Annotated in this window: 19 protein-coding genes; 5 read left to right on the top strand and 14 right to left on the bottom strand. The window is 36.2% G+C overall.

Going from position 1 to position 22,798, the window contains the following annotated elements; genetic code table 11:
• Nucleotides 1-98: 98 nt before the first annotated feature.
• Nucleotides 99-2,528, bottom strand: a complete 2,430-nt coding sequence (locus tag JO178_RS09375) for a TonB-dependent receptor (RefSeq protein ID WP_291934663.1) — start codon at nucleotides 2,526-2,528, stop codon at nucleotides 99-101.
• Nucleotides 2,529-2,810: 282 nt separating this feature from the next.
• Between JO178_RS09375 and blaIND the strand changes: the two genes are divergently transcribed.
• Entirely contained in the window at nucleotides 2,811-3,530 is a 720-nt protein-coding gene (gene blaIND, locus JO178_RS09370; RefSeq protein WP_291934659.1) for an IND family subclass B1 metallo-beta-lactamase, read from the top strand.
• 50 nt (nucleotides 3,531-3,580) lie between these two features.
• On the opposite strand, the gene JO178_RS09365 is transcribed toward blaIND, so the two are convergent.
• The 4 genes from JO178_RS09365 to JO178_RS09350 form a co-directional block, all read right to left on the bottom strand.
• On the bottom strand, nucleotides 3,581-4,753 hold the full coding sequence (locus tag JO178_RS09365; RefSeq protein WP_291934657.1) for an aminotransferase class V-fold PLP-dependent enzyme: 1,173 nt from the start codon (nucleotides 4,751-4,753) through the stop codon (nucleotides 3,581-3,583).
• A gap of 70 nt (nucleotides 4,754-4,823) precedes the next feature.
• Nucleotides 4,824-5,963 (bottom strand): hypothetical protein, encoded by a 1,140-nt coding sequence (locus tag JO178_RS09360; protein WP_291934655.1) that lies wholly within the window; start codon nucleotides 5,961-5,963, stop codon nucleotides 4,824-4,826.
• Between the two features lie 25 nt (nucleotides 5,964-5,988).
• Nucleotides 5,989-6,891 carry a TssN family type VI secretion system protein gene (locus tag JO178_RS09355; RefSeq protein ID WP_291934652.1) on the bottom strand — a complete coding sequence of 301 codons (903 nt, stop codon included), beginning with the start codon at nucleotides 6,889-6,891 and terminating at the stop codon, nucleotides 5,989-5,991.
• 54 nt (nucleotides 6,892-6,945) lie between these two features.
• Nucleotides 6,946-7,863 carry a type VI secretion system baseplate subunit TssG gene (locus JO178_RS09350; RefSeq protein WP_291934650.1) on the bottom strand — a complete coding sequence of 306 codons (918 nt, stop codon included), beginning with the start codon at nucleotides 7,861-7,863 and terminating at the stop codon, nucleotides 6,946-6,948.
• A 419-nt stretch (nucleotides 7,864-8,282) separates the two neighbouring features.
• On the opposite strand from JO178_RS09350, the gene JO178_RS09345 reads away from it, so the two are divergent.
• Entirely contained in the window at nucleotides 8,283-9,074 is a 792-nt protein-coding gene (locus JO178_RS09345; RefSeq protein ID WP_291934647.1) for a S1/P1 nuclease, read from the top strand.
• 239 nt (nucleotides 9,075-9,313) lie between these two features.
• A complete protein-coding gene (locus JO178_RS09340) occupies nucleotides 9,314-10,180 on the top strand; it encodes an RNA polymerase sigma factor RpoD/SigA (protein ID WP_002979276.1) in 867 nt (288 codons plus the stop codon).
• 50 nt (nucleotides 10,181-10,230) lie between these two features.
• Here the strand turns inward: JO178_RS09340 and JO178_RS09335 are convergent, their stop codons facing one another.
• Nucleotides 10,231-10,971 (bottom strand): type II CAAX endopeptidase family protein, encoded by a 741-nt coding sequence (locus JO178_RS09335; protein WP_291934645.1) that lies wholly within the window; start codon nucleotides 10,969-10,971, stop codon nucleotides 10,231-10,233.
• A 395-nt stretch (nucleotides 10,972-11,366) separates the two neighbouring features.
• Between JO178_RS09335 and JO178_RS09330 the strand changes: the two genes are divergently transcribed.
• Complete coding sequence (locus tag JO178_RS09330; RefSeq protein WP_291934643.1) at nucleotides 11,367-11,867, top strand: GNAT family N-acetyltransferase; 501 nt, start codon at nucleotides 11,367-11,369, stop codon at nucleotides 11,865-11,867.
• Nucleotides 11,868-11,884: 17 nt separating this feature from the next.
• Nucleotides 11,885-13,003 carry an FAD-dependent monooxygenase gene (locus JO178_RS09325; RefSeq protein WP_291934641.1) on the top strand — a complete coding sequence of 373 codons (1,119 nt, stop codon included), beginning with the start codon at nucleotides 11,885-11,887 and terminating at the stop codon, nucleotides 13,001-13,003.
• A 95-nt stretch (nucleotides 13,004-13,098) separates the two neighbouring features.
• Here the strand turns inward: JO178_RS09325 and JO178_RS09320 are convergent, their stop codons facing one another.
• The 8 genes from JO178_RS09320 to JO178_RS09285 form a co-directional block, all read right to left on the bottom strand.
• Nucleotides 13,099-15,891 (bottom strand): multicopper oxidase domain-containing protein, encoded by a 2,793-nt coding sequence (locus JO178_RS09320; RefSeq protein WP_291934638.1) that lies wholly within the window; start codon nucleotides 15,889-15,891, stop codon nucleotides 13,099-13,101.
• Nucleotides 15,892-15,981: 90 nt separating this feature from the next.
• Nucleotides 15,982-16,455: a DUF3347 domain-containing protein gene (locus JO178_RS09315; protein ID WP_291934635.1), complete on the bottom strand. Its 474-nt coding sequence runs from the start codon at nucleotides 16,453-16,455 to the stop codon at nucleotides 15,982-15,984.
• Between the two features lie 119 nt (nucleotides 16,456-16,574).
• The gene (locus JO178_RS09310) at nucleotides 16,575-16,955 is read right to left on the bottom strand and encodes a hypothetical protein (RefSeq protein WP_291934632.1); all 381 of its coding nucleotides are present in this window, start codon (nucleotides 16,953-16,955) and stop codon (nucleotides 16,575-16,577) included.
• Between the two features lie 137 nt (nucleotides 16,956-17,092).
• Nucleotides 17,093-19,300: a TonB-dependent receptor plug domain-containing protein gene (locus JO178_RS09305; RefSeq protein ID WP_291934630.1), complete on the bottom strand. Its 2,208-nt coding sequence runs from the start codon at nucleotides 19,298-19,300 to the stop codon at nucleotides 17,093-17,095.
• Nucleotides 19,301-19,344: 44 nt separating this feature from the next.
• Entirely contained in the window at nucleotides 19,345-20,154 is an 810-nt protein-coding gene (kdsA, locus tag JO178_RS09300) for a 3-deoxy-8-phosphooctulonate synthase (protein ID WP_291934628.1), read from the bottom strand.
• Between the two features lie 196 nt (nucleotides 20,155-20,350).
• Nucleotides 20,351-20,878, bottom strand: a complete 528-nt coding sequence (locus JO178_RS09295) for a DUF1697 domain-containing protein (RefSeq protein WP_291934625.1) — start codon at nucleotides 20,876-20,878, stop codon at nucleotides 20,351-20,353.
• Nucleotides 20,879-20,962: 84 nt separating this feature from the next.
• Entirely contained in the window at nucleotides 20,963-22,456 is a 1,494-nt protein-coding gene (locus JO178_RS09290) for a hypothetical protein (protein WP_291934623.1), read from the bottom strand.
• A gap of 89 nt (nucleotides 22,457-22,545) precedes the next feature.
• The coding region (locus JO178_RS09285) for a hypothetical protein (RefSeq protein ID WP_291934621.1) at nucleotides 22,546-22,798 on the bottom strand (253 nt) is incomplete at its 5' end.

Raw genomic sequence — 22,798 nt, 5'->3', positions numbered from 1 at the left:
TCTCATAAATCAGAAAAAATCACCCTCGTAAAAGCATTTTTTCACTGAATTCATATCCATCTGATTATCAGCAATAAAAATACCCAAGTATACTGTACTTAAAAAGGAACAATGAGCTTTAAAGATATATTTCTGCCCATATTATAAATATTCCCTAAATACTTTAGCCGGTTAAGATGAGACTGGTAAGCACGATCAAACAGGTTATTCACCTGAAGCTGTAAGGTTGCGGAATGGTTTTCCGAATAATGCAGTTCTACTGAAGTCCCTACATTAAATAAGGTATAATCTCTTGTAGCTGTTTCCGTATCGTTCAGTCCCAGATATCTGTTCTGAGCAGCTGAAAATTCCACTTCTGCTGTAGGAGTAACGGAAGAAATAAATTTTGATTTCAAAGCTATTTGCTGAGATATATTCCCTGATAGTTTTAGTGGTGCAATGAGGGGAAGATATTCACCCTGATTTCCTTTATCTTTGAAAACCTGATCGCGGTTAAATCCATAAATAACGGATAAACTGGTATCAAAATTAAATCCTTTCCACTTCTCAGGATGCAGTGACAACCAGGCTTCCATTCCATAGAGCTGAGCAGAAGCCTGCTGATACTGATAGGTTTTATTTCCCTGTGCGTCTACTAAAGGATTTCCCTGTACATCCACCAGCAATGACAGATAGATATAATTCTGGATATGATTATTAAACAAGCTGACATCCGCAGAAAAATCTTTAAAACGGGTACTGACTCCCAGATCTTCCTGTAATGAAAACTCAGGACTGAAGTTCCGGTTTCCTTTATAAACAATATGAGCCCCCGGATCCAGCCCGTCGGAACCTATCTCCGTAATGTTGGGCGCCCTGTAACTTCTTCCGATATTAGCTTTAAGACTGATCTGCTTTGTCAGTTGAAAAGTAGATCCGATACTGGCGGAAAAACCTTTAAATGTTTTGTTGTACGAAGCAAATCCTAATCTGGTACCGGAAGAAGGCTGAGCCACCTGTTCTTCAAACTGAGTAACAGGATTCGTCCCGATATAAAAATTATCCCAACGGATATTCCGGATATCATAACGGGCTCCGCCGCTTATATTCAGTCTTTTGTATTTCCATTTAATATAAGTATAGATACCACCTTCACTCAGGTCATAATCAGGAATAGGAAAATCGGTAGCTGATTTATTCTTATTATTCTGAACCATCCCGTTAACTCCTGCAGAGATTTCAAATGATGAAAACTTAGGAAAATTATAGCGTACCCCGTAGTTCAGGGTATTAAGCCGTACATACATTCCCGGTTGATAAGGAACGGTAGGATGATTATATTCCCTGCGGATGTTCTGTTGTAGAGCCAGCTGAACATCCAGATCTCCTTTTCCGATCTGCTGGCTGTGTTGGGCATATAGTCTGTAATGCTGAATTCTCTGGTGCAAAGGAGAAAGAGTGTAGGAATTAAGATCTTTTTCTGAAACAACAGGCCTTTTTTCCACATCGTCATCATCACCCTCTCCTACCTGATATGTGAATTTTCCGGTATCCGGATCACGACTTCCGTCAGGGATTCCCTGAAGATTGTCGTATAATGTAAAATTGAGTTTTGAGAAACTTGTACTGGTCTTATGACCTACAAGGAAAGAAAAGTTTTTTTCTTCAAAATTGGTATTGTACACCCTTCCGTCCACAGGAGTTCTGTAGTTTTTAGCCATCCGATAAGAAGCAGTTAGGGCAGCCATAAAGGAATTTTTCTTATATCCCAACTGCATTCCGTTTCCGATCAGGCTGTTATTTCCCTGATATTCACTCGTTATTTTTCCGTGTATATTACCATCATTATATGCAGGTATATAGGGAAAGAGGCTTACGACACCTGCGAGAGCATCAGACCCAAACATCAGACTGGCAGGCCCTTTGATCACCTCAGCACGTTCAATACTATAAGGACCTACTTCTATTCCGTGTTCATCCCCCCATTGCTGCCCTTCCTGACGGATGCCGTCATAAAGAGTCAGTACCCGGTTATACCCTAATCCCCGGATAAAAGGTTTTGAAATATTCGGGCCGGTTTCCACCACGCTTAATCCGGGAGCGGATTTCACTAATGAGCTGATAATATTCGTAGCCACTGCTCTTTCAATCTGCCTGGAAGAAATACTCAGGATAGCCACAGGATTTTCTTTAATTAAAGTCTCTTTTGAAACTCCTGTTATCGCTATCTCATCAATGGTACGGACATCGCGAATAAGTACAATATCAGGAATTATTATATTATTTTTTTCTACAGAAATTCCTTTCTCCATATCTTCATAGCCTTTGCTTTTTACCAAAAGACGATAATTTCCGGGAGCAATATTTTTGATCGTATACTCACCATTTTTATTTACCACAGTTTTTACAGGAGTGTCTTTTAATATAACTTCAGCAGCCGGACTGCCTCCATTTTCAAAAATCACTTTTCCCGTTACTTCTACATTCTGAGCATCGGCCATGCCACTAATAAAGACAACCAATACAAACAGCGTCAATCTGAATTCCATATACATTAAGATTTTTATTACATTCTTTTACAGAGCTTTGAAAAATGATTATTAGTAAAACCAAAAGTAGTAAAAAAAAATACATTAATGCAACTAAGTTGCGATATTTAATTTAAAATTCTTTTCCTTATTATTTTTTGAACTGTAATTTTAACTGTTAAAAAATGGTTAAACTCATTTTCTCAAACTGGTTGAAAGTTTATTTTTAACTAGGTTTGTAAAACTTTCTACAGACTTTGTCTTTCCGACAAATACCAACAATTATTATTACCAAAAAAAATTATGAAAAAAAGCATTTCGTTTTTTATTATTTCGATGTTGTTAAGCCCGTTTGCAAATGCTCAGGTAAGAGATTTTGTGATTGAGCCACAGATTAAACCTAATTTCTATATTTATAAAACTTTCGGGGTTTTCGGAGGTAAAGAATATTCTACCAATGCGGTGTATCTTGTTACCAAAAAAGGTGTTGTTTTATTTGATGTGCCCTGGCAAAAAACACAGTACCAAAGCTTAATGGACACGATCCAGAAACGTCATAATCTTCCTGTAATTGCGGTATTTGCTACTCATTCCCATGAAGACAGAGCCGGAGATTTAAGTTTCTATAATAACAAAGGAATTAAAACCTATGCCACTGCAAAAACAAATGAATTATTGAAAAAAGACGGAAAGGCAACCTCAACGGAGATGATAAAAACAGGCAAAACCTACCGTATAGGCGGTGAAGAATTTATTGTAGATTTTCTTGGAGAGGGACATACGGCTGATAATGTTGTCGTATGGTTTCCAAAATACAAAATACTGGATGGCGGATGCCTTGTGAAAAGCAAAAGTGCTGTTAATTTAGGATATACAGGAGAGGCTAATATTACACAATGGCCACAAACGATGCAAAAGCTAAAGGCCAAGTACGCTCAGGCTACACTGATAATTCCCGGACATGATGAATGGAAAGGAGGAGGCCATGTAGAGCATACCCTGGAATTGCTTGACAAAAAATAAAATATTTTTATACAAAAAAGACCCGCTATTCGTCGGGTCTTTTTTGTACATCAGCTTATTTTTTTCAAAAGCCCGGTAATCTGGTCAATTTCTTCTGATGTATTAAAATAATGAGGAGACAGCCGGATGGCGTGATCTACGTTTTTCTGTGTAAAGTCTATCAGGGCATTGCTTTTATTGCTCACTGTAAAATAGACGTTATTTTCCTTTAGCTTATTATAAATCGCATCAATTTTCCCGTCACGATTACAGAATGTAATAATACTGCTTAAATGATTTCCTTTATCTAATATTTTAAAACCATTATTCAGCAGACCGGTTCTCAGTTGTTCTGCCAGTCCGCGGTTATAGTTTTCAATGTTTTGCATACCCACAGTATTGGCATATTTCAGGGCTTCTTTAAATCCTAATAGAGAAGCATTGGAACGTTCCAAAAGTTCAAATCTTTTTGCGGTTGCGTTCAGCTCATAATCATTAAAAGCTGTCCATCGGGCGCCATTACTGTCTAAGAATAAAGGACTTGCCTCCTGCTGTAATACCTGATCTGATACATATAAAAAACCGGTTCCTCTTGGTCCTCTCATAAATTTCCGGCCTGTTGCCGTCAAAAAATCACAGCTTATTTTTTCAACATCCACAACAATCTGTCCCACAGACTGACAGGCATCAATCAGATAAAGAATATTATACTTTCTGCAAAGTTTTCCTACTGCTTCTACATTCTGAATCAATCCTGAACTGGTAGGAATATGAGTAACAGCAATCAACTTAGGCTGATGTTTTTTAATTAAATGTTCAAAGTCTTCAAGATCCAGTTCATGGTCAGGAAGACTGGCAACTCTGATCATTTTGACATTGAACTTCTTCTGAAGAGAGATAAAGGCAATCTGATTGGAAATATAATCATCATTGGTTGTAATAATACAGTCTCCTTCTTTAAAAATAATACTGGATAATGCCTTAGCATACCCATCCGTAGAACTGGTTGTAAAAGCAATATTAGATGGTTTTGCATTGATGAGTCCGGCCGCTTCTTCATAAAACTTCCCGATTTGTTCAGTATTGCGGTCTGCAGTTGTATACCCACTGAATAATTGCTCTTCCTGTAAATAATTCATCATAGTTTCCACAACAATTTCAGGCATTAACGATGAACCTGCGCTGTTGAGAAATATTTTATCTGAACAGCCCTTCGTCTCCTTTCTTATTTGGTTTACATTCATTACAAAATTTACTTTTAGGTACACAAAAAATCCCGAATGATATCCGGGATTTATATTTCAATGGCTGATATTAGTCTAAAACACTCCAGCCTCTCTTCGGATTCGTGTTGGAAGAAACTTCCTGTTCATTAACAATAATATTTTCTTTTCTCTGGCCGATATAATCGAGCTCACTCAGTTTAGAGAAAATAGTTTCCAGACTTCTCAGCATTTGCTGGATGTACAGCAGAGGCTCTCCACAGTTGTGGTGATCATAATTGGTCTCTGCCACAATAGAAAGCTGATTCAGCAAAGTATGGGGTGCAATTTCACTCCATTCAAGACTATAATTCAGCATTTCTTCCAGCTCTGCAGGCACTAAAAGTTGTGTCGCATTGTATAAATGAAGGGCCAGTTTTGCAAAAGACTCAATCAGGAATACGGGGGGCTGCCACGGAGTAATATTTCTGAACTGGAAATACATATCTCCAAAAGTATTTACCATTGTACTGCATAAAAACTTTACATTCTGAGCCAATGCTGTATTCTGGTTTTTATGAGAAGTCTTCTGGATAATCTTAAAGGCATATTGCTGTAAATTTCCAATAGATTTAGCAAAGCTGCTGTAGTAATCCAATAGCGCAGGATGGCTCTGAATAGAAGTACAAGGCGGAATAAAATTGGAATCTACCTGGGCAATATTCCCTTTTAAATCCACTTTACCAATGATGAGATAATTTCCTCCCGAATAGCTGCTGTTCAGTGAAGTTACCGGAAGTAGTTCCAGGTGGTGATTAGGTTGTGCGCTTGGATGACGCGGCGGAATTTCCTCCGGATCAATATCTCCGAAAGGCACTTTGTCAAAAGGGTTTACAGAAATCAGAATATAATAATCTCCATCTGCCTGCTCTTCATTCATAGACTTTGCCAATGACTTCACACTGATCCTCCTGTCTGTTAATTCAATACGGTAGCCTGCCATTGTCACAGCGCTGCATCTCCTGATAACAAGCTGAACATCATTGGTTGCTGTATTATGAACTTCAAAAATTGTTCGGTCCGTATACTCGTTTGAAATAGGAAGAAGTCCGTAGTTATATGTAGTAATTCCAAGTGAATTGGAATCTCTGATCGTGTCGATTAAGAAATTATCCTGATCATTAAGATGTCTCTGGGAAACTTTCATCCCATCCACCCAATTGATCGCAAAATGTTTAATAGGCTGTATCATGTTTAATACTTTTTAATTTTTGTGTTTATGCTTTTCTTGAAACTCCTTCTTCTTCATGATGGATGACTCTTTTACAGATCACCACTTCATTTTCTGAAATACTGTTTGTAGAAATATCCTGGTCAAAATCAATATATTTTCTGAAACTGAAAAATGATTTTTTAGTATAAAAGATCCAGTAATAAGGTTCCTTCTCCATATCTGACAGATGGATCACAGAACCCGGGTTTTTATGATTGTAATCATCTACTACTCTGTAGAACCAGTCTCCGAAAGTTACTCCTGTAGGAAGTGTTTTTGCTTTGATTCTAAATCTGTTGGAATCTTCCAGGTTCTTACTTAATTCAACATTCAGGACCATCAGTCTGTCAAAATCAGCTCCTTCAAAATCCGGAAGTTTCTGGTCAGGTGAATATCTCCATGTTTTATAAATATCAAAAGGAATACTGATTAGCTGAATATAGCAATAATAAAACACCATTGGAACGACAAAAATAATCATACTGGTGGCTGCCATTACGGCATATCCTGTCCCTTTGCTCATCCAGTTAAAGATCAGGGTAAATAAATATCCCCCAAAAGCAATACAGGTCAGTGAAAGTACAGATTCAAATAAAATACTCATCGCCAAAGAATCAATATGCTTTTTGAAATACTTATGTAATAAGTTGACATGAATAATCCCTAATACAAGATAAATCACCTGTGCAATAAGATACCAGTACGGATTAAAAAGATTACCCGCAAAGCCAAATACCCCGGGAATGGCCAGACATAAGCTGCACAGCAGGACATATACAATAATTACTTTAATTTTTATCGCAGGTTTGTTTCTCCTGATTATACCGAGTATAATCATCATAATTACTGCGATTAAAGGCATTAAAATGTACCTAAAAAAAATACCTTTTACTGAAGAAATTTCCATTTGTTTCTTTTCGAATTTATACTTTGTTGGTAATTGTAAATATAATAAAATAATTTAGAGGAAGGTAGAGAATCCAAGACGGCTGGCATTTCTTTCTTCATCTTCGAGACTAAATGAATACTCCTGTTTTTCGGTCACAAAATTCTCTTCTACATCCACTGTTACCGGGAGAAAATAATCATAAAGTGTCTGAAGCACATTTCTGAACGGGCTTCCCGGAATATACTTTTTCATCTCTGCATAAGGAATCGGGCCTATATTCACTACCCAGTTTCTCTGTCCGTCCATATGTCTTCCACTTGGAATATAGGTGACTCCCAACCGGGAATTTCCCAATAACATAGAATCGTCATTCTTTTCTATTCCGTCAATAACATTGGGAGAAAAAGTAACTTCTACCGGTACCTGTAAAAAAGCGGTCATACACCTTTCAAACCATCTTTTATCCCCTCTGATCTGATGGAAGAAAGGTAAAATATGCATAAAAATATAAGCGTTCTGCTTGTCAAGCATATTAATCAGCGGCCAGAGCTCACTCACGGTTTCCAGCAACGCATCGGTATTGCTTGTAATATCAAATTCAGATTCTTTAAGCAGTGCACTGATTTCCGTAAAAAATACTTCAAGTTCAAAAGGACGGAAAAATTTTCGTGCGTCATCCTCTACCCTTTTCTGCTTACGGATTTCTCTTACCACCGTATCTACATTCTTTCTGGAAGCCCCAAGAGACGGTGGGTGAAAAAGCCCTTCAGGAAGGTAATCATAAATACCTTCTCTGTAACTTTCTATAGTAAATACTTCTTCATCAAACCCTAAATAACTGCTTGAAATACTTTTGATATCTTTCAGGTAAGCGCGGTCATTCACACCAATCCGTTCAATAAATATATTGCTGACGGCCCTGTGATACTTCAAAAGATTAACTGCCACAGCTTCAGCCTTAAAGTCTGTCTGAAGCTTATTGTAATTCATATCTACAATATTATTCTCATACATAGTGTTTCCTGTGATTATGACTTGTAAAGATAATATATCTCATAAGTTTGAAAAAATATTTTGCCAATAATTTTATCCTAAAAATACTAATTTATTAAGAGTAAAAGGAATAATATACATTAAATTCCGTAAAAATACGGTAAAAAGCAAGTTGTAAAACATTTTGAATTAAAAATTTAAGCCTCAAAATCAGACAATTAAAACATATTCAGCCTGTTTATCTATGTCACATCATAGAATTATTTTTTAAGAAAGGGCCTTAAAACAGCCACTCCAAACCCTTCTTTTATCTGGATTAAATTTTATTAACATCATATTATAGAAGAAATATACTATAATTGAATGTCTTTTCAGAAAGCAGACGTATCTTTGCGGACTGAAAATTGTTATTTAAAATGAAAAGTATTTATTCTAAAATTCTGATTTTAGCATTCATCTCCTCTTCACTTTACTCTTATGCATGGGGATTGACGGGGCACAGAGTCATTGCAGACATTGCAGAAAATCACCTTTCCAGAAAAGCGAGAAAGGAAATCAGAAAAATGATGGGAAAAGAGCGCCTTGCTTATTGGGCTAACTGGCCGGATTTCATCAAATCCGACACGACGGGTGTCTGGAAACAGGCTTCATCATGGCACTATGTAAATATTGATCCACAGACGGATTTTAAAGCTTTTGAACAAAATTTAAAAGCTCAGGCCGGACCGAGTCTTTACACTCAGGTAAACACATTGTCCAGCCAGATTAAAGATAAAAACACTTCTGAAAAAGACAGAAAAATAGCTTTGATCTTTTTAATCCACATTATGGGTGATCTTGCACAGCCTTTGCACGTAGGAAGAGCTGATGATCTGGGCGGAAACAAAATCAATGTTACCTATTTCGGGGAAAAAACCAACTTACACTCGGTTTGGGACGGAAAACTGGTAGATTCTCAGAAATACAGCTATACGGAATACTCAAAACTTTTGGATATTAAATCAAAAGAAGAAGTAGCACAAATTCAATCCGGAACTCTGGAAGACTGGTTATATGATTCTCATAAAATTGCTAATAAGATATATGCACAGACCCCTGATGGTTCAAAATTATCTTATGACTACCAGTATAAATTCAATGATACTGTTGAGAGACAGCTTCTTTACGGAGGATTGAGACTGGCAAAAGTACTGAATGAGCTATTCTGACAACGGACAATAGAATTTTTAATTCTTACAGATTTATAGATAAAAACGAAACTTCGGTTTCGTTTTTTTTATGACTAAACAGATCTTCAGACGCCCCCGGTCAATCTCCTGATAAATAGAGATAAAGCTCATTGTCAGGGAGTCTAATTAAATATTTAATAAAAAAGTAAAACTTGTGTAACCTTTTTATGTTTTCATACGTATAATATATAGTAACTCTTTTTTTGAGGATAAAATAAATGAGACAATTAAAAATCACTAAGCAGGTTACCAACAGGGAAACTGCTTCATTAGACAAGTATTTGCAGGAAATTGGTAAAGTGGAACTAATTACTGCGGACGAAGAAGTAGAATTGGCACAAAGAATACGTGCTGGCGACAGAGCCGCATTAGAGAAATTAATCAAAGCCAACCTTCGTTTCGTAGTTTCCGTATCTAAACAATACCAAAACCAAGGTCTTTCTTTACCCGATTTGATCAATGAAGGTAACTTAGGATTAATGAAGGCGGCAAAAAGGTATGATGAAACTAGAGGTTTCAAATTTATCTCTTATGCTGTATGGTGGATCCGTCAATCAATCTTACAGGCTTTGGCTGAACAGTCGAGAATTGTAAGATTACCATTGAATAAAATTGGTTCTATCAATAAAATTAACAAAGCATACGCTCACCTTGAACAGGAAAACGAAAGACCACCTTCTCCGGAAGAGCTGGCTGAAGTTCTTGATATGAGCGAGGAGGATATTAAAGAATCAATGAAAAATTCCGGAAGACACCTGTCTATGGATGCACCTTTGGTAGAAGGTGAAGATTCTAATCTTTATGATGTATTACGTTCAGGAGAATCTCCAAGTCCCGATAAAGATTTGATGCTTGAATCTCTTCAGATTGAAATCGAAAGAGCATTAAATACTTTAACGCCAAGAGAGGCTGATTTGGTAAGATTATATTTCGGACTGAACGGAAAACACCCGATGACTTTGGAAGAAATTGGGGAAACTTTCGATCTTACAAGAGAGAGAGTTCGTCAGATCAAAGAAAAAGCAATTAAGAGACTAAAACACAATACCAGAAGTAAGATTCTTAAATCTTATTTAGGTAAATAATTTGAGTACCAGCAATTTTAAAAACGGAGCCTGTTTTCAGGCTCCGTTTTTTATTTAATAAACATTCCCAAAATCCATCCTAATATAAGCGCCAAAATGCTAAGTACAAAATTATTAAGGGTATGAATAAGCAGTACATGCCAGATATTTCTGGTATAAATATAGACCAGATTAAGAAATAATCCGGCGGACATAAAACTGACGGTTGCCAGAATATTACCCCCAAAATTATTATAATGAATTAATCCGAAAACAATAGCGTTGGCAAGAACAATAAATATCCGCCACACCATATTGGGAACAAAGAGCTTGCTTAAAAGAGTATAACGAAATACAATATCTTCAATTAAGGCTGTAAAAACAGGCCCCAGTGCTATAAAAAATATCAAAAGGCTTGGTTTTGTAGTATCTATAGAACTTTTTATTTCTTTTACCGGTGTATGATCCAACGGAAGCCAGCTTCTTGTAACACTTATGATCACCTGAACCAGAACAGCTCCGGCTACAACTAAAATCCAGGACTGCCATTTTGCAGCATTGAATTTTTTCCAGTGCTCTTTAAGCATTTTTCCATAAATAAAGCAAATAATCAGAAACAGGAGACCTCGAAAAATACTGTCTGCAAGAGCAAACTCTACCCCCTCCCACTGAAGAAGCCCGTCAATATATCCATTAAGAAATATCATAGGAATCAGTAAAACAGCGAAAATATCTTTTAATTCAATCTTTATCTGTAGCGGAAAACGATCTGCTCTCGTTTTTTTTATTCCTTCTTTAAAACTCGAAAACATACTTATATTTTTATGACTGTGAAATTATAAAAAAAGAAACAACAATCAATTGATAAACAACAACTTAAATAAACATATGATTTTAATGAATAAATAATCATATGGTACGCTATTTTATGAATAATTTTTACTTTTTTAGATAATACGCTCTTAAATATTATTCGACTGCCTCAATAAAAATATTTGACTTTAATAATACATAGATGATATTTATCACCCATGAGTTTCAATCACTCTATAGCGATTAATTACCTATCTTTAATACATAAAGATAAATTATGAAAAAAATTCTCTTTGTTTCTACAATAGTCCTTTCATCAACAGACAGTCTGGACAGTTTCTTCAAAAAACAGAATAAATTACCGGAAGAATTAAAAAATTTTAAATAATACCTCATGAAATATACTACGAAATGGCTTACTGATAAAACACGTGTTGAAGAACTCGTCGATTTTTTTATCACCCATAAAACAGATTCTTATATTTCCCACAGCGAAATTATGTACGGGCGGGCTCTGGATGCTCACCATTGGAATCCGGAACTTAAAGAAGTATTCACAGCCCAACTTATGAATGATTATGATTATGACGATACTTCACAGCTGAAAATTCTAATTATTGAAGATGACAACAGAAAGATCATTGGTATGGCTGTATTCAATGTCATCAACAGTCCTTTTAAAAAATATGCGGTTTTAGAAGATATGCTTCTGGATCAGTCTGTAAGAGGGCAATCACTGGGAAGTAAGCTTTTAGAGGAAATTATTCAGACATCTAAAACCTTAAATATAAGCTTTATTATGCTGGAAAGCGGAGTCAATAATCATGGAGCCCATCACTTTTTCAATAAATATGGTTTTCAGAAAGTCTCTGAAACGTATATCCTTAATTTATAAACGGCAAACTGATTCTAATGAATACCATCTCAATAATCGGAGCCGGGATCGGTGGTCTTGCACTGGGAAATGTTCTGAAACAGCATCACTTTGACTTTACGATTTATGAAGCGGCACAGGAAATAAAACCTTTAGGAGCCGGAATCATGATGGCTGTTAATGCTATGCAGATTTTTGACAAACTTGGTCTGAAAGAAAAAATAGAACAGGCCGGAAATAAAATTCATAGAATAACTATTACCAATGAATCTTTACGACCCATCTCAAAAACGGAAATTCCTGAGCTTGAGAAAAAATACAATTCCTGTAATGTGGCCATTCACCGTGCTGAACTGCAAAAAATTCTGGCTGAAAATATAGGCCGGGAACATATACGGCTCAATCATTCTTTACAAAAAATTGAAAAAAAAGGACAGTATCAGATGACATTTGAAAATGGTACCGAAGCAGAAAGCAAAATTGTTTTCGGAGCAGATGGTATAAAGTCTTCTGTCAGAAATCAAGTTTTTAAAAACGCTACTATACGAAGTACCGGACAAAAATGCTGGCGTGGTTTACTTACATTTGATCTTCCGGAAAAATACCATCATGGAGCTGTTGAATTATGGGGAAAAGGAAAACGTTTCGGTTTTGTAAAAATCTCTGATAAGAAAGTATATTGGTATGCATGTATTAATGAGAAAAGTTTCAGCCCGGATTCAGATATAGCGGATATTTTCAGTGACTTTAATGCTTTAATTCTGAATATCATCGAAGCTACTTCAAAAGAAAATATCATCTGTAATGAAATTGCAGATCTTTCTCCTATTCCTAAATGGTATTCTGAAAACCTATGCCTGATTGGTGATGCCGCCCATGCCACAACTCCTAATATGGGGCAGGGAGCCTGTCAGGCCATTGAAGATGCTTATATTATTGGGCGGTTACTGGAGAAAAGCAGTGATTTTGACGCTGTCTTTGAAAGCTTTCAGAAAATCCGAAGAAAAAAAGTTGATTATATCGTAAATACAAGCCGGAGTATCGGCAAGATATCCCAATGGGAAAAGGGAAACACCTTGCGTAATTTTTTCATGGGTTTAATTCCGGAAAGTACAAACCAGAAAATAGCGCAGAGAGTCATTGAGCTGGAAATGTAACCCTATTATACATGTGTCCGTGCATTCGTGGCAATAATAAGTCAGGATATTATTATAAAAAAAGACTGCCTCAGTGAGAGGCAGTCTTTGTTATATTAATAGGTCAGGGTAACACCGGCACCCCATCCCATTTCATTATCATAATTTCCGGAAAGAGATAACCATTTTTGCACGATATACCTCAACCCTGTTGAAAATTCACCATCAGAATTGACACTGAAGTTTCCTCTCAATCTTCTTGAAAGCGGAATATCTTCCCTGCTTAGTTCCAATAAGACCTTTCCGTTATGGTCAATACTTGCGTCAGCTGTAATCAGCATCGGTAATATATATTGCATCCCGACAATAAAGGCATATTTGCTTTTAGATGCTTTCTGCTGCCCAAACCAGGTCTTTTTACCATGATATTCCATTCCTTCATCTTCAGCCATTTGTCTTTCCATGATCTCATGATTCTTCTGAACTCTGAATCCGGCATAAGGAAGGGCCCACTGAAATTTTCCTAAGAACCTACCTACTTTTACATTTCCTTCAAAGTGATTAAAGTCCCAATTGGAATGAAATTCATTAAGATTAGCCCATCGTGGTCCGAACATCGTCATTGTTTCAGCATGCATTTTATTACTCGCCACATCCAGCATAGCCATTGAGCTGATCATCTGATTATCTTTCATAAAATTTTTCCATGCCAGTTTTCTATTGGGAAGCTGCGGATTGGGTTTTGAATTTTCATAACTGAATATTCTTCCCATTCCGGCCATCATATGGTATAAAATATGACAGTGGAAAAACCAGTCTCCATCCTGATTCGCAGCAAATTCAATCGTAACGGTTTCCATAGGCATGATGTCCACAACATTTTTCAGTGGAGAATATTCCCCTTTGGAATTGATCAGTCTGAAATCATGACCATGAAGGTGCATCGGATGGCGCATCATCGAATTATTGTAGAGCTTAATTCTGAGAACTTCTCCTTTTTTGATCATAATCTTATCTGTCTCCGTTACTGTTTTATTATCCAGTGTCCACAGGTAATGATTCATATTTCCTTCCAGAGTAAATTTCATTTCGCGGATACTATCCGTCGGAAGAATTGTTTTTTCGGGAGATTTTAAAATATTATAGGATAGTCTTTTGATCGTTTTCTCTTCTTTCATATCCATTCCCGTATGTTGAGAATGTTCTTCTTTTTTCTCCTCTTCTTTGGTTTTCACGCCCATCATTTCATTCATATGCTTCATCGTCATCTTTCTCTGACTCTCGGATAATTCAGGATACATAACTTCATTCATGTCCATCATCTGATTTCCCATTGTCATATTCATCGGCTTCATATTTCCGCTCATTTCCATCATTCCGTTCATCATTTTCATTCCTTCAAAAAGCATGAGTCTTGGTAGATTAGGAGCTTCTGTTTTTTCACCGGAACCGAGCCATAGCGAAGCATGCCCTATTCTGTCTTCTGATGTTGCCCGAAACTCAAAACTTTTATTTTCAGGAATGGTCACTTCTATATCGTACGTTTCTGAAACGCCTACAATCAGGCGGTCTACTTCTACCGGAACCACGTCATTTCCGTCATTTCCTATTACTTTTATTTTCCCGCCTCCGTAATTCAGCCAGAAATAAGTAGATGAACCTCCGTTTGCAACTCTCAGCCGAACTTTATCTCCTGCTTTAAGACCGGAATATACCGAACTTGGAGTTCCGTTAATAAGAAATTTATCGTAATACACATCACTCACATCCATTGCTTCCATTCTCTTCCATTCATTGAGAGCTTTGGTTCCGAAATTTCCGGATTTAATAGCTTCCCAATAACTCTGAACTGCATTTTTCTTTACTGCATACCAGTCTGTATTTGCCATATGAAGTCTTCTTGCAATCTGCATAGGGTCATCATCACTCCAATCTCCGAGTAATACAGGAATTTCAGCGTTGTATTCTGCTTTAGGTTCACCTTCTCTTTTTTTGAAAACTAAAATCCCGTTCATTCCTATCTGCTCCTGAAGTGCTTCATGTGAATGGTACCAGTACGTTCCATTTTGAGAAATTCTGAATTTATATAAATGGGTTTCCCCTGGTTTTACAGGTTTTGTAGTAAGATAAGGCACACCATCCTGCTCATTAGGAAGAATTACTCCATGCCAGTGAAGTCCGGTATTTTCCTTAAGCATATTATGCAGATAAATTTCTGCAGTATCACCCTCTGTAAAGTATAATGTGGGAGCCTGAAGCTTTCCGTTGATCGCGATTGCTCTCCTGTTTTTTCCTGTAAAATTAACTAGGGTATCTTTTACATATAAATCATAACGAACTGCCTTTCCGCCAAAAGTAATTCTTCCGTTTTCTGAATTCCTTTTTAAAACAGAGCTTTCAATGTCTGATTTTTCAGCTATAGTCGTCTTCTGATTTTCTTTTTCAACCAAATCCATTCCGCATTTGGGACACTTTCCCTGTTTGTCTGATACCACTTCAGGATGCATAGGGCAGCTATAAATGGTTTGAGATTGAGAGACGGCAAGGGAAATTGGGGATACAGGCTTTGGAGCCATTGTAACTGATTTGATTTTTTCAGTTTTTTTTACGTCTTTAGTTTTATTTTTTATTTCAACTTTTCTATCGGTTCTGGTCTGATTAATTTTCGTTTCTTCCGGTTTAGACCTGGTTAGTGTTTTAGGTATAAGTTTCTCCTGGGGCTTAGTAAGTACTGCTTTAGGTTTTACAACAACCGTCTTTTTAACCAGAGTCATCCCGCATTTAGGGCAATCTCCTGATTTGGAAGATACCACTTCAGCATGCATAGGGCATGTAAAATAAGTCTTTGTTGTTTGCGCAAAAGTAAAGACAGAAAACAAAAGGACCAGAAACATTATTAATTTTTTCATAATATTTCGAACTTTTCAGAAGCTACATTGCTTAAATTAAATTATAATAAAAACAATGTAACTTACTGTTTTAGTGATAAATAGAATTTATTATTTAATTTCTGACTTTACACTTCCGCATGAAAGCATAGACTTCCCGTAGTAAGGATTCATAATTTGTTTTTCGTTACTTAGCCAGCTACCGTCTGCCATTGGACAGTATTGTACATATACCGGTTTTTCAGACACTTTAAATTCTTTTGTCAAAGCGATCATATTATCAGACAGGTTGAGAAAAGTTTCTCTTTGGGCTGTTACCGTTCTTGCTTCAGAGATTACAGATGCATCTTTTCTAAGGATATTAAGATTCCCTTCTGATACCAATTTGTAATCTATTGCTGAAGCCGTCTTAATAAATTCATTGGCCGCTTTTGAAGTTTTATCCGCATCATCAGAAGCTAATGCTGATTTGATTGCAATATAATTCTGATACAGTTTTGAAACCTGAGCATCTTTTTTAGACTGTGCTGAAAGTGAAATAACTGAAAATAAAGATAAGGCTGCTGTAATGATATACTTTTTCATTGTTTTAAATTTTTAGAATTGTTTTTTTTAATAAAAGAATAAGGGTAACGCAAAGAAAATGCGTCAGGACATGTCGCCTGTAACGGCATTACGACAATACCGGAAACGACTGACAAATTCTAAATTCTAAAATTACAATGATGTATGTAAATAGGGACCGGGCGGTATTGTGGTGGCCCGTTGATTTGAATCTGGGTAAGTTTTGATGCCGAAAAAGATCTGTCTGCAAAGAAAAACTGATGTTTCACCGGTATTTCAGAGATCTGGCCTAAAAAATCAATTTTAAGCAGATCGGACTTTTGGGAATCATCTACCTTTACTACTTTGATTTCTGTTTTGCAGCATCCTTTTTTTTCTTTAACACCGCATTTATTACAGATATCATCTGTTTTCTGGTTCACAGAAACAAATTCCTGCATACAATAGTGAACGCTAAAAACCGCTCCGGAAGAAAACCCGAAGTAGAAAATAGAAAACAATATGGCAAGAATCTTTTTCATTGATAGAGCAAAGTTAAAAATATCTATGAAACCGTTGTTATAAAATTCGGTATTGTTGTTATAAAATTCAGCAAATAAAAAAGCCCCCGGAAATATCCGGAAGCTTTTTACACTCTTTGTTCTCTGAGAGAATATTTTTATAATTTAAATTCTAATTTCACATTAAAGAAACGCCCCGTAAGGTATACCGGAGCAGGATATATTCTTGTAGAGTTGTAGTCAGAAACCCATTGATTAGCTACAACGTTATCAATATTAAATATATTGAAAACCTGAACGCCCAATGTCAATTCCTGGAAATTACTCCAGAAACCGGATCTGCTTTTTTTATCTTTCGGATCAATAAATACCTTTGACAATCCAAGGTCTACTCTCTTATAAGAGGTCAATGTTTTCTGATACTGATAAGGATCTGTGAAAACCGGCGCTCCGTTAGGAAGTCCCATAGCATATACCAAAGTTAGGTTGACACGCATAGAAGGGAAACTTGGCATATAATCCTGATAGAACATCGCAAACCTGAATCGCTGATCTGTAGGTCTCGGGATATCACCTCTCCCATCAATATTTTCATATACCCTGGCATAACTTGCAGATAACCAAGAATCTACCCCGGGAACAAATTCACCAAACAATCTGGTATCTATTCCATAAGCATAACCGGTAGCATTATTTTTTCCTGAATAACGAATCCTCACATTATCCATATAATACGGAATCAGATTATCCATTTTCTTATAATATAGCTCTGTGGTCAGTTTAAAAGGCCTGTCATACATCTGGAATTCGTAATCATTGGCCAGAATCACCTGTATAGAGCGTTGGGATTTAATATTCGAATTAAACGTACCATCTAAATCTTTAATCTCCTTATAAAAAGGAGCCTGATAATAAATACCTCCGGAAAGTTTGAATAGCATATCCGATTCCCAGTCCGGCTTTATAGCAAACTGAGCTCTTGGAGAAAAAATGGTTTCTTTATTGAAGCTCCAGTTTGAAACTCTTGCACCGGCATTGATGAATACTTTACTGGATCCCCAGTAAAACTTCTGAGAATATTGTGCATAAGCCGATAATCTGGTAGGCTCAATATTATTACGGCCGGCGATATAATATAATAATTTAAGATCTCCTGTATTTCCTGTTCTCGGGTCTATCTCAGGCCTCGGAAGGCTATATCCTGCAGAATCCACAACTTTCCACTCATTGGTAAGGTCTTTCAGGTTTTCCTTTTCATATTTAAAACCTACTTCAATGTCCGTATTGATATTGGGTGAAAATTTTGCTCTGAACTGGGTACCGTATGTTCTTACGAATAAATCATTTCTGGCATGTTCTATCTGGCCTCCTTCATCAAAACTAGTTACCGGGTCCTTTGTCTGAGGGTCAAATGTCTGTATTTTAAAATGAGACTGTATAGTATAATATTCTCTTTCTCTGTTCTGATAGGCAAAATTATCCAGGGTAAACTTCCATTGGTCGGATGGTTTATAGTTCAATGAGAATGTACCCATCATATTCTTATACTGGTCATTTTCCTTACCTGCATATCCTATATTAACCTGAATGGGCTGCAGCTGGCTTCCAAAGTCTATTGTCTTTTCCTTAGGAATCATTTCATAATCGTTCTTAGAGTAATACCCTATGAAAGACATTGAAAATTTATCACTGACATGATAGTTGATATAAGACTGAAAATCCCAATACGTAGGATTAAAATTCGTATCTTCCTTTAAGGTATTAAGAATCAGATTGGTATTTCTGTATCTTCCTGAAAACAATGCGGTAAGCTTTTTATTTTTAGAAGCAAAACCTGTTGATAATCTTCCTCCAATTAAACTCGCTTCCCCTGAAAGTTCGAATTTCTCAGGTTCACGATAATAAATATTTAAAGCAGAAGACATTTTGTCTCCATATTTAGGCTCAAACCCTCCCGCCGAAAAGTTCACTGATGATACCATATCAGGATTGATGATACTCATCCCTTCCTGCTGAGAGTTTCTGATCAGAAAAGGTCTGTAGATCTCAATATCATTGATATAGATAAGGTTTTCGTCATAGTTTCCACCGCGTACCATATATTGGGAAGACAGCTCCGTATTGGAGTTTACAGAAGGAAGTGTTTTAAGCAAACCTTCAATTCCGCCACTGATAGAAGCTACTGCTTTGGCCTCTTTCGCTGAAATTTTCACATTGGTAAGGTCGTTTGTTTTTCCTGTTATTTTTTTCTGGAATACAACTTCCTCAATATCGTTTACTTTGGATGTCACCGTATCTTTTTTCCTATGTTGAGAGAAAATCAGTACGGGAACCATAAGGCTTAGCGGTAAAACTAGTTTTTTCAAAAGAAATGTTTTAAGAATTTCTAAAATTAATGTTTTTTTAACAATTACAAAATTGATTCTCTAATTCTTGTTAATTTTTGTAACAAATCTTCTAATAAATCCAGTCTCAACATATTGGCACCATCTGACAAAGCTGTTTCCGGTGTCGGGTGTGTCTCGATAAAAATTCCGTCTGCTCCTACTGCAATTCCGGCTTTAGCCACCGTTTCAATAAGATCCGGCCTTCCCCCTGTTACTCCTGAGCTCTGATTAGGCTGTTGTAATGAGTGCGTAACATCTAAAATTACCGGAGCATATTCTCTCATAGTTGGAATTCCTCTGTAGTCTACGATCAAATCGGTATATCCGAAAGAATTTCCTCTCTCAATAATAGCTACTTTCTGGTTATCGGAATCTGTAATTTTCTGAACTGCAAATTTCATTGATTCGGGAGACAGGAACTGTCCTTTTTTCAGACTAACGCATTTACCCGTTTTTGCCGCCGCGATCAAAAGATCCGTCTGACGTACCAAAAATGCGGGAATTTGCAAAACATCTACATACTGAGCAGCAAGAGCAGCATGTTCGTTTTCATGAATATCCGTTGTTGTAGGAATATTAAAAGTTTCTCCTACTTTTTTAAGAATTTCAAGAGATTTTTCCTCTCCAATGGTTGTAAAAGAATCTACACGGCTTCTGTTTGCCTTTTTAAAACTTCCTTTGAAAATATAGGGGATATTATATTTGTCTGTAATATTGATTACCTTTTCAGCAATTCTAAGAGCCATATCTTCTCCTTCTATAATACAAGGTCCTGCAATAAGGAAAAAGTTCTTTGAATCTTTGTGCTGAATATTATCTAAATACTGAATCATTTTGTTATAATTAAAAAGTTCAGTAAAAATACTGAGAAAGTTTCAGACTTGGAAATTATTTGGGCAGAGGTTTTAGAGTTTACGGAAAGTTAAGAGATGATACGGAAAGAAGAATGTTACTTTAATTAATTCTCCTTTAATTTTTTGGTATATTTTGTCCGGTACCGGAGCGATTGAGATTCAACAGGAGCAGACTTTAGCCCATCTTTTTTAAAACTTTTTCAAATGTATTGACATTTCTGCTGGTCAACTGGTCTTTAAGGGCTTTCTTACCCAATACTTTTCCAAAGGCAGAATCCAGGGTATTTCCTTTTGAAACCTGCCAGTAAAATATATCATTAACAATGGCCGCTTTTTCACCTTCTGTCTGTGTCGCTTTTTGAAACTCGTTCATCAAAATATTTTCCACTCCCGGCACTCCGACAAAGGCATAAATATGGAAGTCTTCATTTTTTTCAAAAGGAATACTATTCCAGAACACATCGGTTTCATCCTGAGATTTAACAAATAAAAAAGCTTCGTAAGAAAAATGAGCAGACATTGCTTTTTCAAGAATACCCCTGAGATCTTCAGCCTTCTTATCTGAAGAGAAAATAATATTTCCGGAAGCCAGTATGGAACTTACTTCCTGCATTCCGGCATCCTTGAAAACCTGACAGACATCTGCCATTTTCATATTCGTTCCTTTTACATTGACACCACGGAGAAAAGCACAATATTTCATAAGTTATCAGAGTTTAGGTATTGGATAACAGATTGATCAGAAAATAGAAACTAAGAAAAAAAACTAACTTCTTTTTTTAATCTTTTAATCAATTCTGATGTATAAATTATAATCCGTTCCTGAAGGTTTAAGCTTATAAATCTTTTCCAGGATTCTGTTATCACTTTTCAGGTGATCTTTCACTCTGAATTCTTTCAAAAGTTTATAATGGGTTTGATAATAAAGCGCATTAGCATCATTTCCATTATATAGATTTTTGTATGAAAGCAGGTATTTAGGTTTTCTTGCTTTGACGGTATTAATCCAGTAATTTACTTTATCTTTCTTTATTTCCTTCTGAATTCCTTTGTCTACCAAACCTACTTCATCAATGGTTTTAAGTCCGGAAAAATAAGGGATATATCCTGCGGGTTCCAGTAAAATCCACTGGTTTTTATCCTTTTCATAGGTATTCAAAAACGTACCGATCGTTCTTCGATAATTCCATTCTCCGTTTCCTGTAGCAATCGAATGAACGGTTTGAAAAGCCAACATCGGAAGAATATAAAATACCACAAGTAATGACAGCCATACATTTCTTCTCTCCTTTTGCTCTAAAACAAATATAAGCACGGGAACAAACAGCAAAAGCTGCGGAACCCAGTAATACCAGTCAAATAAACTTTTTTGAGAAAGAAAAATAATCTGTTTGGCCCAGCCGAAAATAAAAATCATCCAAAGAAAATAATTTCTCTGTTGTCTTTGTCTGATCAGATAAATAAAACACAATAATTCAAAAATAAGAACAATAATCGTCACCGGATTAAAGTTACCCGGAACTTTAAGCATTCCCCAAAAATTACCCAGACTTATCAGAAAATAATTGATATTTTGCTGGAAAGTAAAGTGCTGCTCATAAAGCAACTTCTTTGCTGTGATGGTATTATTAACAAATTCTCCAAAATAAAACCAGTTAAAAGCAACGGTTAATAATATTCCCCAAACTCCGCCAAACACATAATTCCATCTGATTTTCCGGTTCCAGAAAGTATCCACCAGAAACACTATTCCTAAGAAAATAACAGTATCAATTCTGGTCAACATGATCAAAACCGGAAGCAGGGTTAAAACCCATCTTCTTCCCTTGTAAAAGCCATAATACAATAATGACATCTCCAGGAAAAACAAAAGCCCGTATTCCATTCCGAGGATTGAAATTTTAATAGCAGGCGGAAGGATTCCTATTAAAAAGATAAAAATAGCTTTATGTAAGGGGTTTTTAAGAACCAGATGAGAAAGAAATAATGTTCCTATTGTAAAAAGGACTGAATTGAAAATCAGAAGTGGTTCTATGAAATTCTCTTTTCCAAAAATCACATTGAAAATATAAGATACAAAAACATACAAATGCGTAGTAGACGCTGAGATTTTAGTATCTCCATTGAACCCGATTACACCATAATCAAGCAGATTCTGGGCCACTCTCCAGGTAATAAAAGCATCCTCCTGAATATAGTGTGTGAGTAAAAAAAGAAGTTTGAAAGTCACCGTAAAAATTACGGCATATATTGGGAATTTTCTATTTTGTGTTTCTGACATTAGGTATTTTTAGTTTCACAAATATAACCTTAAAATTCAGGATTCCCAATAATAAAAAAACGGAACCGAAGTTCCGTTTTTTAAATATTTTATTGTGTTGCTTTGATAATGGCAGAGGTAATCTGATTTTCTTTTTCTTTTGAATATGTAGAGTCAAAAGGTTCCATGATATCAAATAAATACTGATAGAATGGCGTGATCTGCTGCACATTTTCAGATTCCTTCATGGCTTTATCTTTCCCCATCTGCTGAAGTTCTTTTACAAAAACATTGAACTTCTTATCAATCGGCTCTATGGATTTCACCAGATAAGCATAGGCTTTTTCTTTCTGTCCGATTCTG

The organism is Chryseobacterium sp. (assembly GCF_019236175.1).
Classification (GTDB): Bacteria; Bacteroidota; Bacteroidia; order Flavobacteriales; family Weeksellaceae; genus Chryseobacterium.
Note: the sequence above shows the minus strand (reverse complement) of the source record. Positions and strands in the feature narration are given on the sequence as shown.